Below are 23,136 nucleotides of genomic sequence, written 5' to 3'. Positions count from 1 at the left end.
ACGGCGGGCATTTCGTGGCAGCTTTTGCGTAAAACACTGCCGCGAAATGCCCACCGGTGTGGACCTGCTTTGGTTACTGCGCGTACTGCCGAACCACTGCGAGTTCAGCTTCGAGGGCAAGCAGTTGGCGCTCGACGGCGGCCGGGGCCGTTCCGCCCTGCGAGTTCCGGCTATTGAGCGAACCTTCGGTGCTGAGCACGGAGCGGACCTCGGGGGTCAGATGTTCCGAAATGCCCGCGTACTCCTCGTCGGTCAGGTCCCACAGCTCAACGCTGCGTCCCTCAGCCAGCTTCACCGCTGCACCGGAGAGCTCGTGGGCCTCCCGGAACGGCACGCCCTGCCGGACAAGCCACTCGGCGATGTCCGTGGCCAAGGCGAAACCCTGTGGTGCCAGGGATGCCATGCGCTCAGTGTTGAAGGTGAGCGTGGCGATCATTCCGGAGACTGCCGGGAGCAGCACTTCCAAGGTGTCCGCGGCGTCGAAGACCGGCTCCTTGTCTTCCTGCAGGTCGCGGTTGTACGCGAGCGGCAGGCCCTTGAGCGTCGCCAACAGGCCGGCCAGGTTCCCGATGAGGCGCCCTGCCTTGCCGCGGGCGAGTTCGGCGACGTCCGGGTTCTTCTTCTGCGGCATGATCGAAGACCCCGTGGAGTACGAATCATGCAGCGTCACGAAGGAGAACTCCTTGGTGGCCCACAGGATGACTTCCTCGGAGACCCTCGACAAGTCGATGCCGATCATCGAGCAGATCCATGCGAACTCGGCGAAGACATCGCGCGAGGCGGTGCCGTCGATCGAGTTGTGGACCGCCGAGAAGAACCCGAGATCCGCGGCGACGGCCTCAGGATCCAGCCCGAGCGAGGAACCAGCCAAGGCACCGGAACCGTACGGCGAGATGCCGGCGCGCTTGTCCCAGTCCTGGAACCGCTGCACGTCGCGCAACAGTGCCCAGGCGTGGGCCAGCAAATGGTGGCTCAGCAGGACGGGCTGGGCATGCTGCAGGTGCGTCCGGCCGGGCATGGCAACACCCCGGTGGGCCTTGGCCTGCTCCACGAGGGCGTCGATCGTTGCGAGCACGCCGCGGGCAATGATGCGGGCATGGTCGCGCAGGAACATGCGGCCCAACGTGGCCACCTGGTCGTTGCGCGAGCGCCCTGCCCGGAGCTTGCCGCCCAGGTGGGTTCCGGCCCGCTCGATGAGCCCGCGTTCGAGGGAACCGTGCACGTCCTCATCGCTCTCCGCAGGCTGGTAGGCGCCACTCGCGACGTCGTCATCCAGCAGGGTGAGTGCGGCGAGCATGCCTTCGAGTTCGGCATCGTCCAACAGCCCGGCCTTGTGCAGCACGCGGGCATGCGCCTTGGAACCGGCGATGTCGTAGCGGGCCAGCCGCCAGTCAAAATGCGTGGACTTGCTCAGTGCGGCAAGGGCATCTGCGGGGCCGCCGGCGAAGCGGCCGCCCCACAGCGCGCCAGTGTTCGTCGCCGACGTCATTACTGGCCCGACACGCGCAGGTCGCGGCCCGCGGCGACCTTGGAGGACATTCCCCACAGCTCGATGAAGCCCTTGGCCTGCGACTGGTCGAAGGTGTCGCCGGTGTCGTAGGTGGCGAGGTCGAAGTCGTAGAGCGAGGTGTCAGAGCGGCGGCCGTTGACGATGGCCTGGCCACCGTGCAGGACCATTCGGATGTCGCCGGAGACGTACTTCTGGGTGTCCTCGATGAAAGCGTCCAGGGAGCGCTTGAGCGGGGAGAACCACTGGCCGTCGTAGACCAGCTCGGACCAGCGCTGGCCGACGGTGGCCTTGAAGCGGGCCTGCTCGCGCTCGATGGTGACGTCCTCGAGGTGCTTGTGAGCGGTGATGAGGGCCATCGCGCCTGGAGCTTCGTAGATTTCGCGAGACTTGATGCCCACCAGGCGGTCCTCGACGACGTCGATACGGCCAACGCCCTGGGCACCGGCGCGGCGGTTCAGTTCCTGGATGACCTGGAGCGGAGTGCGCTTGACGCCGTCGATGGCCACCGGCACGCCGGCTTCGAAGGTGATGGTGACCTCGTCCGGTGCCGGCGGGAATTCCGGGGTGGCCGTGTAGTCGTAGATGTCCTTGGTGGGAGCGTTCCAGATGTCCTCGAGGTAACCGGTTTCGACGGCGCGTCCCCAGACGTTCTGGTCGATCGAGTACGGGTTCTTCTTGGTGGTCTCGATCGGCAGTCCCTTTTCCTCTGCAAAGGCAATGGCCTTGTCGCGGGTCAGTGCGAGGTCGCGGACGGGTGCAATGCACTTCAAGTCCGGGCCGAGGGTCTGGATGCCGACCTCAAAGCGGACCTGGTCGTTGCCCTTGCCCGTGCAGCCGTGCGCCACAGTGGTGGCGCCGAATTCGCGGGCGGCCTTGACGAGGTGCTTGACGATCACCGGGCGGGAAATGGCCGAGACCAGCGGGTAGTGGCCCTGGTAGAGGGCGTTGGCCTTCAGCGTGGGCATGGCGTATTCGTTCGCGAACTCGTCGCGGGCGTCGGCCACGTAGGCCTCGACGGCGCCGCAGCCGAGGGCGCGCTGGCGGATCGTCTCCAGCGACTCGCCGCCCTGTCCGACGTCGACCGCCACAGCGATGACCTCGGCACCGGTGGCTTCACCGATCCAGCCGATGGCTACGGAAGTATCAAGGCCACCGGAGTAGGCCAGAACAATGCGCTCAGTCACGAGAGTGCTCCTTTGTTGTTGCTTGGTTCTTTTGAGTCAAATGCTTGGGAACGACCCGAAGGCCGGAATAGTTCAGTTACTGGACCGGGCTGGTTTCCCAGTGCGGCTAGTTGCCCGGTCCGGCTTCCTGGGCCAGTTGGAGGAATCGGGCTGCCAATTCGGCCCCGCCGTCGGGATCCCTGGCAACCAAAAGCAAGGTGTCGTCGCCTGCGATCGTACCCAATACAGACGGCATCACCGAGTGGTCGATGGCCAGGGCAAGGAAGTTGGCGGCACCCGGCGGCGTCCGCAGCACCACGATATTGCCTGACGCCTCCGCGGTGACCAGCAGCTCCCCGCAAAGCCGTGACAGGCGCGCGTCCAGGATTTCCTGGGTGACGCCGCTCTTGGCATTGCGGTCACCGCCCTCACCGGGCACCGCGTAGACCAGTGCGCCGTCCTTGCCGCGCACGCGGACCGCCCCCAGTTCCACCAGGTCCCGGGAGAGGGTCGCCTGGGTGACCTGGACGCCGTCGTCCGCCAGCAGGGCCGCCAGCTCAGCCTGCGAGCGCACGGACTCACCCGTCAGGATCGCGGTAATCCGCGCCTGCCGGGCGGTCTTGGTGGCGGGGCTGGCGCCATGCGATGCCGGGTGGGTGGACACTAGTTGCCGCCCTCCACAGGCACGGTGGACGCAGCCAACGGTGCGAGGCCTTCCACAACGGCAAGCCCGGACTGGTGCATGAGCCAGGCCATGAGCGCCTTCTGGGCATGCAATCGGTTCTCTGCTTCATCCCAGACGATGGACTGCGGTCCATCGATAACGCCTGCGGAGATTTCGTAACCGCGGTAGGCGGGCAGGCAGTGGAGCACGACGGCGTCCGGTGCGGCCAGTGCCAGGGCGGCCTCGTCCACGGAGTACTCGCGGAAGAGCTGCATCCGGGCTTCCTTTTCGGCTTCCTGGCCCATGGACACCCACGTGTCCGTGGCGACGACGTCGGCCCCCCGAAGGGCTTCTGCGGCGTCAATGGTGATGAGCACGGAACCGCCGGTCTCTGCGGCCCGTTCCTCGGCTGCAGCAACGATGTCGGCGGCCGGCAGATAGCCTTCCGGCCCCGAGATCCTGACGTGCATACCCGCTGTGACGCCCGCCAGGAGGTACGAGTTGGCCATGTTGTTCGCGGCGTCGCCGAGGTAGGCCATGGTCAGCCCTTTGAGCTCACCTTTGTGCTCCTTGACCGCCAGCAGGTCCGCCAGGAGCTGGCACGGGTGGTAGTCGTCGCAGAGAGCGTTGATGACGGGGACTTTGGAGTTTTCGGCCATGGCGACGAGGCCGGAGTGCGCGCCGGTACGCCACACGATGGTGGAGACCATGCGTTCGAGTACCTTTGCGGTGTCCTCGACGGACTCCTTGTGGCCGATCTGCGCTTCGCCCGGATTGATGATGAGCGCGTTGCCGCCCATGTCCGCGATGCCGGTGGCAAAGGAGACGCGGGTACGGGTGGAGGTCTTGTCGAAGATGACGGCGACGGTCTTGCGTCCGTTGCCGTGCGCTGCGAACGGTTGGACGCTGTACGGTGCGGCCTTCATCCGGACTGCGAGTTCCAGTACCTCGGCTTGCTCGGCCGGTGTGAGGTCCGTGTCCTTGAGGAAGTGACGTGTGGAGGTGTTCACTGTGCGTCCTTAGCGTTCAGGGGTGCAGCGGTCAGGGGTGCAGCGGTCAGGGGTTCAGAGGTCTGTGCAGCTGCCGCCTGGATGATGCCGGGCAGCGCGTCGAGGAAACGGTCGGCTTGTTCCATGGTCAGGATGAGCGGCGGGGCCAGCCGGATCGTGCGCGGGCCGGGGCTGTTGATGATGAAGCCGGCGTCGAGCGCAGCAGTCACCATGGCGGGCGCGATCTCGGCGTCAAGATCGAAGCCGATCAGGAGGCCTTCCCCTCGGACTTCCGTGACGCCGTCGACGTCGGACAGTCCGGCCCGCAGCCGCGCGCCGACGGCGAGCACGTTCGCCAGCACGCCCTGGTTTTCGATGGCATGCAAGGTGGCGAGGGCGGCGGCCGTTGCCACCGGGTTCCCGCCGAACGTGGTGCCGTGCTGGCCCGCTGTCAGCAGCGACGACGTCGACTCTCCGAAAGTGATGAGCGCGGCGACCGGGAAGCCGCCGCCCAGGCCCTTGGCGAGGGTCACGGCGTCGGGCACGATTCCGGCGTCTTCGCTGGCGAGCCACTTGCCGGTGCGCCCGATGCCGGTCTGGACCTCGTCCAGGATCAGCAGCGCGCCGGCGGCGGTGGTGGCTTCGCGAGCCGCCTGCAGGTACTCGACGCTGAGCGGGCGGACGCCCGCCTCGCCTTGGATGGGCTCGAGGAACACGGCCGCCGTCGTTTCGTCGACGGCGGCGCGGAGGGCCTCGATGTCGCCAAACGGGATGTGGACCACGCCACCCGGCAAGGGCTCGAAGGGCGCCCGGTAGGCTTCCTTGGCGGTCAAGGCGAGCGCGCCCATCGTGCGGCCGTGGAAGGCACCTTCGAGCGCGATGATCTTGGTGCGCGTGCCAGAGCTATTGCGCCGCGCCAGCTTGAAGGCTGCCTCGTTGGCTTCGGTTCCGGAGTTGGCGAAAAATACCTTGGAGCCGGCGGGAGCGTTGGTGATGGACAGGAGCTTCTCAGCCAGCGCGATCTGGGTAGGGCTCGTGAAGAAGTTGGAGACGTGCCCCAGGGTGGCGAGCTGGCTGGCGATGACCGACGTGACGAAGGGGTGTGCGTGGCCCAAGGCGTTGACGGCGATACCGCCCAGGAGGTCAAGGTATTCCTTGCCGTCGGCGTCCCACACGAGGGAGCCTGCACCGCGGACCAGGACACGCTGCGGGGTGCCGAAGACGCCCATGAGGGAGGAAGAGTAGCGTGCGAGCCAGTCGGAACCCGTGCTGTGACCGGTGATGGCGTCTGCGGGCGTTTCGACCAGTTCTGCTTCGTTGTGACTCATGCGTCTACTTCCTCGTCGGGGACAACCTGGGTTCCGATGCCCGCGGTCGTAAAGGTTTCCAGGAGCATGGAGTGCGGCAAGCGGCCATCCACGATGTGCGCCTGCTCCACTCCTTCATCAATGGCCTTCAGGCAAGCCGCCATTTTGGGGATCATGCCGGACTCCAGCCGCGGCAACATCTCCCGCAGTTCCGAGGCCGTCAGCGAAGAGATGAGCGAGGACTTGTCGGGCCAGTTGGCATAGAGTCCTTCGACGTCGGTCAGGATGACGAGCTTGGACGCGCCCAGCGCGGAGGCGACCGCCGCTGCGGCGGTGTCCGCGTTGACGTTGAGGACCTGGCCTGTGGTGGAGCCTGTGCCGTCCCCTTCGTCAATGATCTCGGGGGCAACCGTGGAAATGACCGGGATGCGGCCGGCGTCGAGGATGTCCTCGATTCCCGTGGGATCAACACCCACCACTTCGCCGACCAGGCCGAGGTCCACTTGCTCCCCATCCACCACGGTGCCGGTGCGCACGGCGCGCAGGAGACCGCCGTCTTCACCGGACATGCCGACTGCATAGGGTCCGTGGGAGTTGATGAGACCCACGAGTTCGCGTCCCACTTGTCCGGTGAGCACCATGCGGACCACGTCCATGGCCTCGGGGGTGGTGACGCGCAGGCCGCCCTTGAATTCGGATTCAATGCCGAGCCTGCCGAGCATCGAGTTGATCTGCGGGCCGCCACCATGCACCACGACGGGGTGGATACCCACATGGTGCAAGAAGACGACGTCCTCCGCGAAGGCACGGCGGAGTTCCTCGTTGACCATGGCGTTGCCGCCGTACTTGATCACCATGGTGGTGCCTGCGAAGCGCTGGATCCAGGGCAACGCCTCAATCAGGGTTGCGGCCTTGTCCTGGGCATCACTCATGGACGTATTTTCGCGGGTGTGCGCAGTCATGGTCATCCCCGTCTAGCTCGAGTAGGCGCTGTTCTCATGCACGTAGTCGTGCGTGAGATCGTTGGTCCAGATGGTTGCCTCTGCGTCGCCGGCCTGCAGGTCGATCTCCACGAGTACCTCGCGGGGCTCAAGATCCACGAGGTTGCGGTCGTCGCCGATGCTGCCGTTGCGGCAGATCTGGATGCCGTTCATGGACACGTTGAGCTGGTCCGGTTCGAAGACGGCGTCCGTGGTGCCCACCGAGGACAGGACGCGGCCCCAGTTGGGGTCCTTGCCGAAGATGGCGGTCTTGAAGAGGTTTGAGCGGGCCACGGAACGGCTGACGATTTCGGCGTCGCGCTCACTCGCAGCGTTGAACGTGCGGATGGCGATGTCGTGGCTGGCACCTTCGGCGTCGCCGATCAGCTTGCGGGCAAGTTCGGCGCACACCTGGGTGATGCCGGCACCAAGCTGTTCAGCGGACGGGATGGCCTCGGATGCCCCGGAAGCCAGCAAGACCACGGTGTCGTTGGTGGACATGCAACCGTCCGAGTCCGTGCGGTCAAAAGTGACGCGCGTGGCGTCGCGGAGCACGACGTCGAGCTCTTCCGCCGGGACCTGCGCATCCGTGGTGAGCACCACCAGCATTGTCGCGAGGCCAGGCGCCAGCATGCCGGCACCCTTCGCAATCCCTCCGACCGTGAAGGTCTTGCCTTCGGCGTCGGTGCCGGTGAAGACTGCTTCTTTCGCAACACTGTCCGTGGTCATGATCGCCGTCGCAGCGGCGAGACCGCCGTCTTCCGAGAGTTCCGCAAAGGCTGCGTCAATGCCCGGGATGATCTTTTCCATGGGCAGTTGCTCACCAATGAGGCCAGTGGAGCAGACCACGACGTCGGAGGCGGAGATCCCGAGGACAGCCGCCACTTTTTCTGCGGTTGCGTGGGTGTTTTGGAATCCCTGCGGCCCGGTGCAGGCGTTGGCCCCGCCGGAATTCAGCACTACTGCATCCACACGCCCGTCGGAGAGGACTTGGCGGGACCAGTGCACTGGGGCCGCGGCCACCCGGTTGGACGTGAAAACGGCTGCTGCGGCTTTGAGCGGGCCGTCATTGACAACCAGGGCGAGGTCAGGGTTGCCCGATGCCTTGATGCCTGCTTTGACGCCGGCGGCCCGGAATCCCTGGGGGGCGGTGATGGTCACGGGGCGACTCCTTGCACGTTGAGGCCGGCGGATTCGTCCAGGCCGAGGGCGATATTCATGGACTGCACGGCGCCGCCGGCGGTCCCCTTGGTCAGATTGTCGATGGCGCACGTGACAATCACGCGGCCGGCGTGTTCGTCGAAAGCCAACTGCATGACTGCGTGGTTGGAACCCTGCACCGACTTGGTGGCGGGCCACTGGCCTTCAGGAAGCAGGTGGACGAACGGTTCGTCGTCGTAGGCTTCGGCCCAGGCGCTGCGGAGTTCGGCTGCAGTGACGCCCGCCTTGACCTTGGCCGTTGCCGTGCTCAGGATGCCGCGGCTCATCGGCGCGAGGGTGGGAGTGAAGGACACGGTGACTTGTTCGCCGGCGGCATTGGAAAGCCCCTGCTCGATCTCGGGAGTGTGGCGGTGTCCGCCGCCCACGCCGTAGGGACTCATGGAGCCCATGACCTCGGAGCCGATGAGGTTCACTTTGGCCGCCTTGCCGGCGCCCGAGGTGCCGGAGGCGGACACAATCACGACGTCGTCCGGCTGGAGGAGCTTGTTGGCGAAGCCGGGGGTGAGGGCGAGGAGGGCCGACGTGGGGTAGCACCCGGGTACCGCAATGCGCTTGGCGCCTTTGAGGGCTTCACGCTGGCCGGGGAGTTCCGGCAGCCCATAGGGCCAAGTGCCGGCATGGGCCGAGCCGTAGAACTTTTCCCACGCCGCCGGATCTTCGAGCCGGTGGTCCGCGCCGGCATCGATCACCAGCGTGCCTTCCGGCAGTTGAGCGGCGATCTCGGCCGAGGCTCCGTGCGGGAGCGCCAGGAACACGACGTCGTGGCCGGCGAGGTTCTCCACGCTGGTGTCTTCGAGAATCCGGCTGGCCAAACCATGGAGATGCGGCTGCAACTCCCCTAGTCTGGAACCGGCATTGCTGTGTGCAGTGATGGCACCGATGGTGACATCCGGATGGCCTGCCAGGAGGCGCAACACCTCGCCTCCGGCATAGCCGCTGGCACCGGAGACGGCAACAGAAATAGTCATGGCAAGACTATACAGCAAAACTATTCATGGTCGCCGATATTTATGCACGCCCTTTTTCGAAGCCCCATCGAGGGCAGATCTCGGCAGGGCTGATTTGGGGGCGTATGCTGAGTAGAGGGTGATCTAGACCGTGCAGCCGATCGTCGGTTGCAGCGTTGCCCGTTATTTATTACGGGGCAACTGCATATGTCACCGACCTCCACCACGGAACGTCCCACTAAGAGCGTCCGGCAGCCTAACGCCGTCGTGCTCAGCTATTCTGAACTCCTCAAGACGGTCCGCGCGGAAGGGCTTTTGAAGCGCCGCGTCGGCTTTTATATCAGCGTTTTTGCTGCTTTGGTCCTCCTGCTGACCGGTACCTGGTTCGGCTTCGCGCTGATTGGCCCCAGCTGGTACCAACTCCTCATCGCCGCTGCCCTGGGCATCCTTTGCACCCAGTTGAGCTTCCTGGCCCATGAGGCCGGTCACCGCCAGATTTTTGCCTCCCGTAGGGCCAATGACTGGTCCGCCCGGATCCTGGCCACGTCGGTTGCCGGCATCAGTTACTCCTGGTGGGAACAGAAGCACGGCGCACACCACAACAACCCGAACGTGATTTCCAAGGATCCGGATATCAAGACCGGAGCCTTGGCCTTCCACGTTGAAGCCGCCGCAGGCAGGCAAGGACGCTTCGCGTTCCTCACCCGCAGGCAGGGCTGGTTCTTCTTCCCGCTCCTGATGTTGCTAGGCATCAGCCTGCAGTGGGAGTCCTTGATGTACATCCTCCGCCCCGGAGCCATCAAGCACCGCTGGGTGGAGACCCCCATCCTTCTGGCACGTCTCCTCGCGCTGCCGGCCCTCGCCTTCACTTTCCTCCCGATTGGCATGGCATTTGCCTTCCTGGGCGTCCAGATCATGGTGTACGGCTTCTACATGGGCGCTTCCTTCGCCCCCAACCACAAGGGGATGCCGGTCCTGCCTACCGACTCCCGCGTCGATTTCCTGCGTCGCCAGATCCTGACTGCCAGGAACATCTCCGGCGGACCGTTCATGAACATCCTGCTGGGCGGCCTCAACCACCAGGCAGAACACCACCTGTTTCCGGACATGGCCCGCCCCCACCTGCGCCGCGCTTCGGAGATCGTTCGAAGCTACTGCGAAGAGCACTCCATTCCCCATACCGAAACCACGCTGATGCAGTCGTACGCAATCGTCGTGCGCTACCTCAATGAGGTAGGACTCGCTGCCGGCCGCGGCTTCGACTGCCCCGTTGCTTCCGCGCACGGCAGAGGCTGACTTCCGAGTGGACCACCTGGGCACATTACGGCGAACCACGGGCCTGCCCCTCTGACTGGACACTCGACGGACTCCGCTCCCTAGGATGGTTCTGTGAATGCGGGCGCGAAAGTGCCCCGACGGAGAAGGAGACCCATGACGCATGCGATCATCGCCCGGCAAGCCGGAGGACCCGAAGTCCTCGAACTCACCGAAGCAGAAGTTCCGGCCGCTGGCCCACGTCAGTTGCTCGTCAAGGTTGCAGCCGCAGGGGTGAACTTCATTGACACCTATCAGCGTGGCGGCATCTACAAGGTTGAATACCCATTCACCCCTGGTTCAGAGTCCGCCGGCACCGTTGAGGCCATCGGTGCAGACGTCGCGGACTTCGCTGTCGGGGACAGGGTCGCCACTGCTGAAGGATCGCGCAGCTATGCCGGGTACACCTTGGTAGATGCCGACAAAGCACTTCCGGTGCCGGACGGCGTCGACGACCACACAGCGGCCGCCCTTCCGCTCCAGGGAATGACCGCCCACTACTTGATCAACTCTTCCTTCCGCGTGGAACCAGGCCACACAGTCTTGACCCACGCAGGCGCTGGCGGCGTGGGACTCATCCTGACGCAATTGCTCAAGGCCCGCGGCGCCCGCGTCATCACCACTGTCTCGTCGGACGAGAAGGAAGTCCTTGCCCGGGAAGCCGGCGCAGACGAGGTCCTGCGCTACGCCGGATTTGCGGACAGGGTCCGTGAACTCACCGACGGCGAAGGCGTCAATGTGGTGTACGACGGCGTCGGCAAGGATACCTTCGACGATTCCCTTGCCAGCCTGCGAATCCGCGGCTCCCTTGTCCTGTTCGGGGCAGCGTCCGGACCAGTGCCTCCCTTTGACCCGCAGCGGCTGAACGCGGGCGGATCGTTGTCCCTGACACGCCCCACGCTCGGCCACTTCCTCCAGAACCCGCAGGAACGGCGCTGGCGTTCAGCCGAACTCTTCGGCGCTGTGGCCAGCGGAACGCTCAAAGTCCGGATTGGCGGAACGTACGCTCTGCCCGAAGCGGCCCAGGCCCATCGCGACCTCGAAGCCCGCAAGACCACTGGCAAGTTGCTGCTGGTTCCATAAGTGCGGCGACGGCAAAGTGTCCGTTCCATTAACACTGGACCAAGCCACGGCAACGGCCAGAAGGCCGTTGACACTTTCTGTTCACCTCTATGCGCGAAACTTCGAACGTGACCCAGGAACATGAAATCCCGGCGGACCGCCTGGAACTCCAAGCTGAGCATCTGCCCCAGCTGCAAGGCGCCGGAGCCGCGCCGCCAACGCGCACGCTTATCGACATCATCGATGACACGGCCCGGACGTTTCCGGAGGCATCGGCCCTCGATGACGGGCACAAGTCGCTCAGCTACTCCGAGCTCATGGGGCAGGTGCGCGGCTTTGCCGCCACGCTCAGTGCAGCTGGACTTGGCCCCGGAGACAAGATCGGCGTCCGGATCCCGTCCGGCACGAACGATCTCTACATTGCCATCCTGGCGATCCTCTCGATTGCGGCCGCCTACGTGCCGGTGGACGCGGACGATCCCGAGGAACGGGCACGGCTCGTCTTCGGCGAAGCCCAAGTGTCCGCCGTCGTCACCAAGGGCCGCAGGATCGACGTCTCCGGCGAGCGGCCGACACCGCACCCTGCTCCCCGTGCGCCGGGCCTGGATGACGATTCCTGGGTCATCTTCACCTCAGGCTCTACCGGCACACCAAAGGGCGTCGCGGTGCAGCACCGCTCATCCGCGGCCTTTGTTGACGCCGAAGCCCGGCTCTTCCTCCAGGACGATCCCATTGGGCCGCAGGACCGGGTCCTCGCCGGTCTTTCGGTGGCATTCGATGCTTCATGTGAAGAGATGTGGCTGGCGTGGCGCCACGGTGCCTGCCTCGTCCCGGCTCCGCGTGCCTTGGTCCGTTCCGGCATGGACCTTGGCCCGTGGCTCATCAACCACGGCATCACCGTGGTGTCTACCGTTCCCACGCTCGCGGCCCTGTGGCCCGCGGAAGCCCTCGAGAACGTGCGCCTGCTCATTTTCGGCGGCGAAGCCTGCCCACCCGAACTCGCCGAACGGCTCGCCGTGGACGGCCGCGAAGTGTGGAACACCTACGGTCCCACGGAAGCAACCGTCGTGGCCTGCGCGGCTCCCCTGGGCGGGGACGGTCCCGTCCGGATCGGATTGCCGCTGGACGGTTGGGACCTCGCCGTCGTCGATGCCGTTGGGACTCCAGTCGCCGAGGGCGAGACGGGTGAGCTGATCATCGGCGGCGTCGGACTAGCCCGCTACCTCGATCCGGTGAAGGACGCCGAAAAGTATGCGCCCATGCCGTCCCTGGGGTGGGAACGTGCGTACCGCTCCGGCGACCTCGTCCGCTACGAGGAAGCCGGCCTCATCTTCCAAGGCCGCGCGGACGAACAGGTCAAGCTGGGTGGCCGGCGCATCGAACTCGGTGAGATCGACGCCGCACTACAGGCCCTGCCCGGCGTTGCCGGAGCCGCCGCTGCCGTCCGCACGACGGCGGCCGGGAACCAGATACTGGTCGGCTACCTGGCCCCGGCAGGACCTGAGGACATCGACCTCGCGGCTTCCCGGGAGTTGCTCACCGAAAGCCTTCCCGCGGCACTGATCCCGCTGCTTACGGTGGTGGCTTCCCTTCCGACGAAGACCAGCGGCAAAGTGGACAGGCATTCGCTGCCCTGGCCCCTGGCGGGCGCAGGAGCGGCCGATGCGGACAAGGCACCGCTCAACCTTCCCGAGGACGCGCAGTGGGTAGTGGAGCAGTGGGAACGCGTCTTGGGTTCCCGTGTCACATCGCTCGACGCCGATTTCTTCGCGTACGGTGGTGGCTCGCTCGCCGCTGCCCAGCTCGTCTCGGCCCTGCGAGTGCGCTATCCCACCATTACGGTGGCAGAAATCTACGCGACCCCCCGAGTAGGTGCCCTGATCGATGCCGCGCGGCAGTCATTGCCGGAAGGTGGCATCCAGGGGCCGCCAGCCGAACGCACGGTTCGCCCGACCTCCCGGAAATCGCAGATCTTCCAGACCCTGATGGGCATTTTCCTCAACATCCTGGTGGGCATGCGCTGGCTCACCTACCTCATGGCTGCCAATCACTTGCTGGCCGACTTCGCCGGTTTCTCAGCCGCCCCTGTGGTGTCATGGTGGTGGATCCTGGCGTCGTGGCTGGTATTCGTCAGCCCCCCGGGACGCATGGCCATTTCGATTCTCGCTGCGAGGGCCCTCCTGCGTGGCCTCCAACCCGGAACCTACCCGCGCTCCGGAAAAGTTCACCTGAAGTTGTGGCTTGCGGAACAGATCCAGGACCTCTCGGGCGCCATCAGCCTCGCCAGCGCGCCGTGGGTTCCCTACTACGCCAGGGCGCTGGGGGCGAAGATCGGGAACAACGTCCATCTGCATTCCCTGCCTCCGGTCACCGGGCTGCTTTCCCTGGGCAGCGGCTGCAACATCGAGCCCGAGGTGGATCTCTCCGCCTGGTGGATCGATGGTGACTATGTGCACATCGGTGCCATCCACGTAGGTGCCGGCGCCACTGTGGGCTCCCGCAGCACGCTTATGCCTGGAACCAGCATCGGCGCGGGCGCGCGCGTGGAACCCGGCTCCGCCGTCTTGGGCAAGGTCAAGGCCGGGCACCTTGTTGCAGGTTCCCCCGCCGAACGCCGTGGCAAAGCCAAGAATGGCTGGCCGGACACCCCGTCGTCGCACCATCTGATCGGCCGGCTCTGGTTCGCGGCGTTCGCAACGGCTTCGGCGCTGCTCGCCCTGATCCCCTATGTCTCGGCGTTCGCTGGTGCCTGCGTGGTCCTGGCCTTCATCCAAGGCAGGAATTCCCTGCAGGATGCCTTCCCGGAAATCCTGCTTGCCATCCCTTTTGCAGCGTTGGCCTGGTTCTTCTGCAATCTCCTGCTGATCCTGGCGACCACACGGATGCTCGGTATCGGTCTCGCGGAGGGGTACTACCGCGTCCGCAGCCGCGTTGGCTGGCAGGTCTGGGCCACTGAACGGGTGCTGGACATGGCGCGGGACCTGCTCTTCCCCATCTATGCCAGCCTCTTCACGCCCGTGTGGCTGCGCCTGCTGGGCGCCAAAGTAGGCCGTAACGTGGAGGCCTCCACGGTGCTGCTGCTACCACGCATGACGACCATCGGCGAAGGTGCATTCCTCGCCGACGACACCATGGTGGCCTCCTACGAGCTTGGCGGCGGCTGGATGAAGATCGCACCGGCCAAGATCGGGAAACGTTCGTTCCTCGGCAATTCCGGCATGACCGCCGCAGGCCGCAGCGTGCCCAAGAACTCGCTGGTCGCGGTGCTTTCGGCAACGCCGGCCAAGGCAAAATCGGGCACCTCCTGGCTGGGCAGTCCGCCCGTCAGGCTGCGCCGTACCGCCGTGAATGCCGACCAGAGCCTTACATTCAATCCGCCCTTGGCCCTCAAGGCCAAACGGACCCTGTGGGAATTGTGCCGACTCGTGCCCGTCATCCTCACTGTGGCGATCGCCGTCGGGATCATGCTGGTCCTCGACTGGATCGCCTCGGTGTCCTCTTATTGGCTCGCGGCCGTCCTGGGCGGCATCGTGGTCCTCGCCGCAGGTGCCGTGGCCGCAACAAGTTCGGTCGCCGCGAAATGGATTTTGGTGGGCCGGATCAAGGAAGGCGAGCATCCCCTGTGGAGCTCGTTCATCTGGCGGAACGAAGTGGTTGACACCTTCATCGAGATGGTCAGTGCTCCGTGGTTCGCGCGCTCAGCATCCGGCACGCCGGCGCTGGTGTGGTGGCTCAGGGCACTCGGTGCGAAAATCGGCCGAGGTACGTGGTGCGAAAGCTACTGGTTGCCCGAGGCGGACCTTGTCACACTCGGCGAAAGTTCCACGGTCAATCGCGGCTGCGTGGTCCAGACACACCTCTTCCACGACCGAATCATGAGCATCGATACGGTGGTTCTCGGGGACGGCGCCACGATGGGCCCGCACGGCGTCATCCTGCCGCGCGCCAGTATCGGGGCGGGCGGAACGGTTGGACCGGCGTCGCTCGTCATGCGGGGCGAAACTGTTCCTGCAGGCACCTACTGGATCGGCAACCCCGTCAGCCCCTGGTCCGGGCCGTAGCGTAGATTGGCAAGAGGACCCGGTGAAACCCACCAGCCCATGACAACAGCAGCACAGCAAGCTACACGGAGGCAGCCAGCGCACATGAGCCGCAGCGAACCAGGAACAATCAGAACTGCCGTCGATCCCTATACCTTGCACCACGGGAGCACGGCATTCCAGGTGTTGCGGTATGAGTTGGACCTGGACTACAGCCTGGGCAGCAATAGGCTCAACGGCCGCGCGATGCTTCGTTGCATGGCACTCGAAGACACAGACTCCGTGGTCCTGGACCTGGTGGGCTTGAAAGCTTCCAAGATCCTGGTGGACGGCAAGAAGGTGCCGAAGTTCAGCCCCCGCGGCGAGCATCTTGTGATCGCCGTCAAGGACCGGTTGCGGGCAGGCCAGACCTTCACTGTCGAACTCCGCTACGACGGCAATCCGAAGCCGCGCCGCGGACTGTGGGGCGAAGTCGGCTGGGAGGAGCTCGACGACGGCGTACTGGTTGCGGGCCAGCCGAACGGAGCCGCTTCCTGGTTCCCGTGCAACGACCATCCGAGGCACAAGTCCAGCTACCTGATCAGCATCACCACCGACGGCAACTACCGCGCCATCTGCAACGGACGGCTCGTCTCGCACAGCCGGAAATCAAGCCGGGAGACTTGGGTATATGAACAGAGCGAGCCGATGGCCAGCTATCTCGCCACGGTTCAGATCGGCCGCTACCGGCTCCACCAGCTGAGCCCCTCCTTCAACAGGGAAGGGGCCGGAACTGCCCACCATGCCGAGGGCCTGCGGCACACTCCGGTGCCCCAGTTTGTGGCCGTCTCCCCCGGCTTGTTGTCCGAGGCCAGGGAAGGCCTGGCACGGCAAACCGACATGATGCGCACGTTCGTGGAGTGCTTCGGTCCGTATCCCTTTGGGGAATACACCGCCGTGGTCACCGACGATGAACTCGAAATCCCCCTTGAGGCACAGACGCTCTCCATCTTCGGCCGCAACCATATGGAGCAATCGTGGGAGGCGCAGCGCCTGATCGCCCACGAGCTCTCCCACCAATGGTTCGGCAACTCGCTCACCGCGAGTAGTTGGAGGGATATCTGGCTGCACGAGGGTTTCGCCTGCTATGCCGAATGGATCTGGTCCGAAGAGGCCGGCGTCATGTCCCTCGCCAACCGAACGAGGGCCGCGTGGCGAAAGCTCGACGCCGCCGCCCAGGATCTGGTGATCGGCGACCCCGGTCCGGACCGAATGTTCGATGACCGCGTCTACAAGCGCGGGGCGCTGGCTCTCCATGCCATTCGCCTTGCGTGCGGCGACACGGCGTTCTTCGATTTGTTGCGGCACTGGACTGAGAGCAAGCGCCACAGCTCGGTCTCCACGGCGGAATTCATCGTCACGGCCAACGCCTACGTTCCGGGGCTCGACGCCGCCAGCGTGCTGGAGCCCTGGCTGTACCAGGCAAGGCTCCCCGCTTTCAGCTAATCCAACGGTTCAGCTAGCCGGACGTTAGCGCGACGGCAGCAACCAGTCCGGCCGGCAGGTCCCGCCCGTCAGCGCTGGCCGGGAGCTCGAGGTCCCATAGCCCCGGCGTTTCCAGCACCTCGAGGGAATTCGGTTCTGCCCGGAGCCCAACACCTGTCATCTTCAGCCAGGCTTCCTTGCGCGCCCATAGTCGCGCCCGCTCCAGCGCACGGTGATTGGGGTCCAGGGCGTCGACGTGGCGACGCTCGCGCGCGGTCAGCGCGACGCCGTCGAAGCCGGCGAACTCCGTGCCTGCCGCGCTTTCCAGATCGGCTCCCAGCCGGAGCCCGGGTCCCGGATGTACGACGGCGGCAAACAGCACCCAGCCCGATGCCCGCGAGGCGCTGAGCACCAGAGGTGCGGGGCCGCCGTCGAGCAGGTATCCGGGCCGGCCATGCGCAATCTCCGGACCGGCACCGCATTCCGGGCACTCATAGGCCGCCTGGAGTTTCAAGGCCGGAACGCCCAGGAGGGCGGCGGCAAAGTTCTGCTGGGCCACCCTGGACGCCAGGAACTCCGAGCGCAGGACCGGGGCCATGGCGTTCCCGCGAAGGATCTCGGCCTGAGACAGCAAATCCGCCGCTATCTGCTCGATGACGGCGGATCGCGCGCGATCGAGGTGCTGGATGCGGACATCCAGCCCCTCGATCCCGGTGTTGATGCGGGTCAGCGCTGGACTGCCCCGAATCGGTCTGCGGCGACGGCGACGGCGGCCTCACGGGCCTGCGATGCCTCGTCCGCAGTCAAGGTACGGTCAGTGGCGCGGAATCGCAACCCGAAGGCGAGCGACTTCTTGCCATCCTCGATGCCCTGGCCAGCGTAGACGTCGAACAAGGCGACGTCCTCGAGGAGTTCGCCTGCGCCTTCCCGGAGGGCAGCCAAGACGGCGTCCGCCGGAACGTCCCGCGGCACCACAAGGGCGACATCCTGCGTGGCCACCGGGAAACCGGAAATGTGCTTGGCAACAATCACGTCCGGAGCGGCGTCGAAGAGCGCGTCCGCGTTGAGCTCGAGAGCCACGGAGCGGGCCGGCATATCATGGGCGGCGAGCAGCTTCGGGTGCAGTTCGCCGGCGTAGCCCACGATGTCTCCGGAGCGGAGCGCCAACTGGGCGGCACGGCCCGGATGGAACGCCTGGTGGCTTCCTTGGCTGACCACGAGCTCCACGCCCAGGACGTCGCCTATGAGCCGGGCGACGTCCAGGGCGTCGGCCCAGTCCCAGGCACGCGGCGCATGGGCCGCGGCGGCAGGCGAATCATGTCCGGTCAAGACAGCTGCGATGTGCAGCGGCTGGTCCGGGACGCCGTCGTACAGTCCATCAAGTACCTCGTCGGAAGGCTTGACGCCCAACGGAGGGATGGACGCCGTACCCAGTTGCCCGCCGGGAAGGAACACCGAGCCAGCCTCGAAGAGGGCGAGGTCGCGGAATCCACGGGAGTGGTTGCGGCGGGCAACCTCGATCAGGCCGGGAAGCACGGACGTACGCAGGTAGCCGTGTTCCTCGCTGATCGGATTGGCCAGTTTGAGGGCAGTGCGCGCCGCGCCTTCCGCGGCCACGCCGAAGGTGTCATTGGCCGGCTTGGAGACGAACGGATACGACAGGACCTCGGTCAGGCCGGAATCTGCCAGGGCCTGGACCACGCGGCGCTTTTGCTGCTGGGTCCGGGTCAGACCGCGGCCTGGAGGGGCCACGGGCAAGGTGGCCGGGATGTTGTCGTAGCCAACCAGCCTCGCGATTTCCTCGGAGAGGTCTTCCTTGGTTTCCAGGTCATTGCGCCAGCTCGGGGCCGTGACCGAATAGGAGCCGCTCGCTTCGTCCTTCTGAACGATGGCGCCCAGGTCCTCGAGGGAACCAGTGATCTGTTCTTCGGTGAAGTCGATGCCGATCCGAGCGGCCGCGTAACCGGCCGGCAGCTCGATGTTCACGGCGTCGGGGGCGGTCCCGACGTCGGTCCCGGCTTCGTCAGCGGTGCCTCCTGCCAGTTCAACGAGGAGGTCAACAACGCGTTGGGCGGCAATGTTGGCAACCTGCCAATCCACGCCGCGCTCGAATCGCTTGGATGCCTCTGACGGCAGCTTGTGCCGGCGACGGGACCGTGCGATCGAGACCTCGTCGAAGTGTGCAGCTTCGACCAGGATGTTGGTGGTCGAATCGGAGACCTCGGTGTTGGCGCCGCCCATGACGCCGGCGATGCCGATCGCCCCGGAGTCGTCGGTGATCAGGAGGTCTTCGACGTCGAGCGCACGCACCTTGTCGTCAAGGGTGGTGATCTTCTCCCCTGCCACGGCGCGGCGGACCACGATGTCGCCCGCGAGCTTGTCGAGGTCGTAGCAGTGGTTCGGCTGGCCGAGTTCGAGCATCACGTAGTTGGAGATGTCCACCGGCAGCGAAATGGAGCGGATGCCGGCCAAGCGCAGCCGGGACACCATCCACGGCGGGGTGGGGCGGGCGGCGTCTACTCCGCGGACCGTGCGGGCTACGAAGCGGTCGCAACCAGGCTTGCCATAGATGGGAGCGTCGTCGTTGAGCTTGACTCCGTAGCCGCCGGAGAGTGCCGCCGGGGCATTGACCTTGGCGGCCGGGTCCGTGAAGCCGGTTCCGGTGGCGTGGGCGTATTCGCGGGCGACGCCACGGATCGAGAACGCATAGCCGCGATCCGGAGTGACGTTGATTTCCGCGGCTTCGTCGTAAAGACCCAGCAACGTCATGGCGTCGGTGCCGATTTCGGGATCCAGGCCGATGCGGGAGAGCACCAGGATGCCGTCGTGGTCCTCGCCAATGCCGAGTTCGCGTACCGAAGCGATCATGCCCGCGGACAGGTGCCCGTAGGTCTTGCGTGCGGAAATGTGGAAGTCGCCCGGGAGTACGGCGCCCGGAAGGGTCACGACTACCTTGTCGCCCTCGACGAAGTTGTGGGCACCGCAAATGATGCCCTGCACGCCGGAGGGGTCGATGCCCTTGCCGGTCAGGGTCTGCTCCTGCCCTTCGGGGACCACGCGCACCTGGCACCAGTTAATGGTCTTGCCGTTGCTCTGCGGTTCCTTGACCAGGCTCAGGACCTGGCCCACCACGATGGGACCCTTGAGTCCGTCCGTGGGGCGGTGGACGGCTTCCTCTTCAAAACCGACCTTGACGAGCTCCGCCATGACGTCTTCGGCCGTTGCGTCGGCCGGAACCTGCGCGAATTCACGCAGCCAGGAAAGTGGGATACGCACTGTTAGATCTCCATCCCGAAGTGCTCGCTGAAACGTACATCGCCTTCGATCATGTCGCGCATGTCGCCGACCTCGTTGCGGAACATGAGCGTGCGCTCGATGCCCATGCCGAAAGCAAAACCTGAATACTCGTCCGGGTCGATGCCGGCAGCGCGCAGGACGTTGGGATTGACCATGCCGCAACCGCCCCATTCGATCCAGCGGGGACCGCCCTTGGCACCGGGGTGCCAAATGTCCAGTTCCGCAGACGGTTCGGTGAACGGGAAGTAGTTGGGCCGCAGTCGAATCTGGGCCTCATCGCCGAACATTTGCCGTGCGAAGTGCTCCAACGTGCCACGGAGGTCTGCCATGCTCAGCTTCTTGTCGATGGCCAGGCCTTCGAACTGGTGGAACACGGGCGTGTGCGTGGCATCGAGTTCATCGGTGCGGAATACCTTGCCCGGGCACAACACGTAGATGGGCACTTCGCGCTCCAGCATCGAACGGACCTGTACCGGGGAGGTGTGCGTACGCATGAGCAGGTGCGCCTCGGGAGGTTCCACGAAGAAGGTGTCCTGCATTTCGCGGGCCGGGTGGTCCGGCTTGAAGTTGAGCGCGTCGAAGTTGAACCACTCGGATTCGACCTCCGGGCCCTCGGCGATTTCCCACCCCATGCCGACGAAGATGTCTGCCACGCGGTCCTGCAGGGTGGACAGAGGGTGGCGGGCACCGGCGCGGCGTCGCCGCGGCGCTGCCGTGACGTCCACGGTTTCCTCTACGAGGATACGGGCGTCGTTTTCGGCTTCGAGCACGGCGGTCCGTGCTGCCAGCGCCTGGTTGACGCGGCCTCGTGAGGACCCCATGAGCTTGCCGGCAGCGGCCTTCTGCTCCTTGGCCAGGCCACCGATTTCACGGTTGGCAAGGCTCAAGGGCGACTTCTCGCCGGTGTGCGCCAAGCGGACGGCTTTGAGTTCTTCGAGGGAGGATGCAGCGGCAATCGCGGCGACTGCTTCCTCAACGGCAGCGGTGATGGCAGCTTCATCCAGAGGGTTCGGGATGGCAGCGCCCGGCAAAGTGTCAGTCATCTACTGTTCTTAGCTACGAGTCGGAAATGGTCTTCACCAGGCGGGGCCATGGCAAAGGCGGGAGCAATGCTCGCCAGACGGGTCCGGCGGACACTAACCCCCAGTCTAGTTGAAGGCTTCGGCCGGGATTTAACCCGTGACGCTGTCTCATCGTTCATCGGCGCCCGGGACTAGCATGGCCTCATGACACCCGGTGAGCGGCTTCGTCAGATCACCAACGCCCTGAACCTCTCCACCCTTCTGGGCGTCATGATTGCCCGTGCCGCCAACGCGCCGCGCACTCGCGGACCGAGGGGGCTCATCATCGCCAGCGGCTATCGCTGGACCCTGCCCAAGGCAGCGGCGTTCACCGTGGGAAATGTGGTGCTTTTCCGCGCGGGAGCGGCGAGCGCAGGAACAGATGCCGTCCTCCTCGGCCACGAAGAGCGGCATAGCACGCAGTACGCCTATTGCCTGGGACTGCCCTTCCTTCCGCTGTACCTCCTCTGCGCACTTTGGTCCCTGCTTCGGACCGGCAACCCCGGCACAGGCAACTTCTTCGAAAGGCAGGCCGGATTGGTTGCCGGTGGTTACCCGGACAAACGGATTCCAGTCCGCCAAACCCAACAGCGAAACGAGGCACAACAATGACCCGCGCCATTACTGTCACCGGCGAGGGAACAGCGGAAGCCGTTCCCGACCTTCTCACGCTTACGCTCGCCGTCGAGGTCAGGCGTGATGCCGCCGGAGCGGCATACGACGACGCCGGAGAGGTTGCCTCAGCGGTGACGGACGCGCTGCGCGGGCACGGGGTGGTTGAGCGCGACCTGCGAACCAGCGGCCTCAATCTGCGGGCGGAGCTGGTCTGGGCCGAAAACCAGGGGCAGAAGGTCACGGGATACCTTGCATCAACCACCTTGGTTGCCCGGGTCAGCCCGCCGTCTGCAGCCCCCGTCGCCATATCCGCGGCGGTGGCCGCAGGTGGCGACAGCCTGCGCATCAATGGGATCGAACAAGGATTCACGGATTCTTCGGCCGTTGCAGCGCGGGCGCAGGAGGCCGCGTGGCGGGAGGCCGAGGCGAAGGCCGCCCGGTTTGCGGCACTCGCCGGCGCCCGGCTGGGCCAGGTCTTGTCTATCGATCAGCGGCCGGAGCATGGATCGCCCGTGCCGATGATGGGAGACATGAAGCGCGCCGTCGCCGCCGAAGGCGTGGCCATCGAAGCAGGATCTTTGGCAGTTTCGGCGAGCGTGGTGGTGCAGTGGGAGCTGGAGTCTCCGGAGTTCGACGCCGGTTGATCCGGCTCTCCTAGTGAGCGGCGCCAGCCTAATGGGCAGCGCCAGCCTAGTGGGCAGCGCCAGCCTAGTGGGCAGCGCCAGCCTAATGGGCAGCGCCAGCCTAGTGGGCAGCGCCAGCCTAATGAACAGTTCCCGCGGACAGCTTCGCGTCCACTGGAGTCTCGAGAGCGGTACGCACGACGACGGCGATCCCGCGGCCCGTGTCCCGCGCAGCCATGGCCGGTGCGGCACTCCCCCGAGGCAGTTGTGATTCGTCGTAGGGAACGTGGACGAAGCCGCCCCGGGCAGGTGCCGCGTCAGCCGCATCCGAGAGTTCGTGCATCAGGGCATAGAACACGTGATTGCATACATACGTCCCGGCTGTCTGCGACACTTCCGCGCGGATTCCCGCGATCTGCAACGCCCGGAGCGCGGACTTCACGGGCAGGGTACTGAAGTACGCCGCCGGACCGGCCGGAATGACAGGCTCGTCGATGGGTTGGTTTCCCGCGTTGTCCGGAATTCTGGCGTCATCGCAGTTGATGGCCACCCTCTCCAAGGAGAGCCGGTCCCGGCCACCGGCAAGCCCCACGCAGATGACCAGCTCGGGGCGCAGCCGCCCCATGGCCTCCCACAGAACGGCAGCGGATTGGCCGAAAACGCAGGGTAGCTCGAGCGCCTCAACCTCGCGTCCTTCGGCGCGCAAAATTTCCTGGGCCACGAGGACGGCGGTCCACGATGGATTGCTGGAGTCGCCGCCGAAAGGCTCGAATCCCGTCAGGAGAATCATGCCCCCAGCCTAGCAACCGCCACCCCAGCCTTCAGCTTCCGGTTTCGATCTTTCAGCAGGCCTTGACAATAGTTCGAACATATATTCGA

The 23,136-nt window shown here is 65.4% G+C and carries 18 protein-coding genes; 6 read left to right on the top strand and 12 right to left on the bottom strand.

Going from position 1 to position 23,136, the window contains the following annotated elements; genetic code table 11:
* Positions 1–73: 73 nt before the first annotated feature.
* The 8 genes from argH to argC all read right to left on the bottom strand — a co-directional run bounded on the left by argH (position 74) and on the right by argC (position 8,802).
* Positions 74–1,489 carry an argininosuccinate lyase gene (gene argH, locus ACX5I4_RS07770; RefSeq protein WP_461836172.1) on the bottom strand — a complete coding sequence of 472 codons (1,416 nt, stop codon included), beginning with the start codon at positions 1,487–1,489 and terminating at the stop codon, positions 74–76.
* Complete coding sequence (locus ACX5I4_RS07765; RefSeq protein ID WP_461836171.1) at positions 1,489–2,694, bottom strand: argininosuccinate synthase; 1,206 nt, start codon at positions 2,692–2,694, stop codon at positions 1,489–1,491. Before ACX5I4_RS07765 ends, argH begins: the two co-directional genes overlap by 1 nt.
* Before the next feature lie 106 nt (positions 2,695–2,800).
* Complete coding sequence (locus tag ACX5I4_RS07760) at positions 2,801–3,337, bottom strand: arginine repressor (protein WP_461836170.1); 537 nt, start codon at positions 3,335–3,337, stop codon at positions 2,801–2,803.
* Positions 3,337–4,347, bottom strand: a complete 1,011-nt coding sequence (gene argF / locus ACX5I4_RS07755; protein WP_461836169.1) for an ornithine carbamoyltransferase — start codon at positions 4,345–4,347, stop codon at positions 3,337–3,339. Before argF ends, ACX5I4_RS07760 begins: the two co-directional genes overlap by 1 nt.
* Positions 4,344–5,654, bottom strand: a complete 1,311-nt coding sequence (locus ACX5I4_RS07750) for an acetylornithine transaminase (protein ID WP_461836168.1) — start codon at positions 5,652–5,654, stop codon at positions 4,344–4,346. Before ACX5I4_RS07750 ends, argF begins: the two co-directional genes overlap by 4 nt.
* Positions 5,651–6,595 (bottom strand): acetylglutamate kinase, encoded by a 945-nt coding sequence (gene argB / locus ACX5I4_RS07745; protein ID WP_461836167.1) that lies wholly within the window; start codon positions 6,593–6,595, stop codon positions 5,651–5,653. The genes ACX5I4_RS07750 and argB overlap by 4 nt, the downstream gene beginning before the upstream one ends.
* 12 nt (positions 6,596–6,607) lie before the next feature.
* Positions 6,608–7,774 (bottom strand): bifunctional glutamate N-acetyltransferase/amino-acid acetyltransferase ArgJ, encoded by a 1,167-nt coding sequence (gene argJ / locus ACX5I4_RS07740; RefSeq protein WP_461836166.1) that lies wholly within the window; start codon positions 7,772–7,774, stop codon positions 6,608–6,610.
* Positions 7,771–8,802, bottom strand: a complete 1,032-nt coding sequence (gene argC / locus ACX5I4_RS07735; protein ID WP_461836165.1) for an N-acetyl-gamma-glutamyl-phosphate reductase — start codon at positions 8,800–8,802, stop codon at positions 7,771–7,773. The genes argJ and argC overlap by 4 nt, the downstream gene beginning before the upstream one ends.
* A gap of 186 nt (positions 8,803–8,988) precedes the next feature.
* Here argC and ACX5I4_RS07730 point away from each other — a divergent pair, with 186 nt between their 5' ends.
* The 4 genes from ACX5I4_RS07730 (at position 8,989) to ACX5I4_RS07715 (ending at position 16,682) form a co-directional block, all read left to right on the top strand.
* Positions 8,989–10,077: a fatty acid desaturase family protein gene (locus ACX5I4_RS07730; RefSeq protein WP_461836164.1), complete on the top strand. Its 1,089-nt coding sequence runs from the start codon at positions 8,989–8,991 to the stop codon at positions 10,075–10,077.
* 135 nt (positions 10,078–10,212) lie between these two features.
* Positions 10,213–11,178, top strand: coding sequence for a quinone oxidoreductase family protein (locus ACX5I4_RS07725; protein ID WP_461836163.1), 966 nt, complete (start codon positions 10,213–10,215; stop codon positions 11,176–11,178).
* 89 nt (positions 11,179–11,267) lie between these two features.
* Positions 11,268–15,218: a Pls/PosA family non-ribosomal peptide synthetase gene (locus tag ACX5I4_RS07720; protein ID WP_461836162.1), complete on the top strand. Its 3,951-nt coding sequence runs from the start codon at positions 11,268–11,270 to the stop codon at positions 15,216–15,218.
* 84 nt (positions 15,219–15,302) lie between these two features.
* Positions 15,303–16,682: a M1 family metallopeptidase gene (locus ACX5I4_RS07715; RefSeq protein ID WP_461836161.1), complete on the top strand. Its 1,380-nt coding sequence runs from the start codon at positions 15,303–15,305 to the stop codon at positions 16,680–16,682.
* A 13-nt stretch (positions 16,683–16,695) separates the two neighbouring features.
* Here the strand turns inward: ACX5I4_RS07715 and ACX5I4_RS07710 are convergent, their stop codons facing one another.
* From ACX5I4_RS07710 to pheS, 3 genes are all read right to left on the bottom strand, one after another.
* Positions 16,696–17,295 carry a 4'-phosphopantetheinyl transferase family protein gene (locus tag ACX5I4_RS07710; RefSeq protein WP_461836160.1) on the bottom strand — a complete coding sequence of 200 codons (600 nt, stop codon included), beginning with the start codon at positions 17,293–17,295 and terminating at the stop codon, positions 16,696–16,698.
* A 92-nt stretch (positions 17,296–17,387) separates the two neighbouring features.
* Positions 17,388–19,937: a phenylalanine--tRNA ligase subunit beta gene (gene pheT, locus ACX5I4_RS07705; protein ID WP_461836159.1), complete on the bottom strand. Its 2,550-nt coding sequence runs from the start codon at positions 19,935–19,937 to the stop codon at positions 17,388–17,390.
* Positions 19,938–19,939: 2 nt separating this feature from the next.
* Positions 19,940–21,001: a phenylalanine--tRNA ligase subunit alpha gene (pheS, locus tag ACX5I4_RS07700; protein WP_461836158.1), complete on the bottom strand. Its 1,062-nt coding sequence runs from the start codon at positions 20,999–21,001 to the stop codon at positions 19,940–19,942.
* Between the two features lie 183 nt (positions 21,002–21,184).
* Here pheS and ACX5I4_RS07695 point away from each other — a divergent pair, with 183 nt between their 5' ends.
* A complete protein-coding gene (locus tag ACX5I4_RS07695; protein WP_461836157.1) occupies positions 21,185–21,631 on the top strand; it encodes an eCIS core domain-containing protein in 447 nt (148 codons plus the stop codon).
* A complete protein-coding gene (locus ACX5I4_RS07690; RefSeq protein WP_461836156.1) occupies positions 21,628–22,278 on the top strand; it encodes an SIMPL domain-containing protein in 651 nt (216 codons plus the stop codon). Before ACX5I4_RS07695 ends, ACX5I4_RS07690 begins: the two co-directional genes overlap by 4 nt.
* Before the next feature lie 118 nt (positions 22,279–22,396).
* Here ACX5I4_RS07690 and pcp read toward each other — a convergent pair whose 3' ends face one another.
* Complete coding sequence (gene pcp / locus ACX5I4_RS07685; protein ID WP_461836155.1) at positions 22,397–23,047, bottom strand: pyroglutamyl-peptidase I; 651 nt, start codon at positions 23,045–23,047, stop codon at positions 22,397–22,399.
* Positions 23,048–23,136: the final 89 nt, after the last annotated feature.

This window comes from Arthrobacter sp. MMS24-S77, assembly GCF_054888235.1.
This window is presented reverse-complemented; position numbering and strand designations above follow the sequence as displayed.